This window comes from Mesorhizobium sp. WSM4849 (genome assembly GCF_055811385.1).
In genome coordinates this window covers 1-201 of sequence record NZ_JBVVPW010000144.1, presented here as the reverse complement: position 1 = coordinate 201, position 201 = coordinate 1, and the positions used below count along the sequence as shown (strand labels likewise).

General features: G+C 60.2%; 1 protein-coding gene. It reads left to right on the top strand.

Going from position 1 to position 201, the window contains the following annotated elements; genetic code table 11:
• A partial coding sequence (locus AC0L3L_RS36560; protein ID WP_473642237.1) for a transposase occupies positions 1–201 on the top strand: 201 nt, incomplete at both ends.

Genomic DNA, 201 nt, shown 5'->3' with positions numbered 1-201 from the left:
GCGCATCACAAGCACATGAAGTCGACGAACATGCTGGAGCGGCTGAACCAGGAGATCAAGCGGCGCACCCTGGTCGTTCGCATCTTCCCCAACCCGCAGAGCTGTTTGCGGCTGGTTCGGGCATTGGCGGTGGAGATCCACGAGAACTGGCTCGAGGCGACCCGCTACCTCAACATGGATCATCTGCGCGAGCACAAGAAG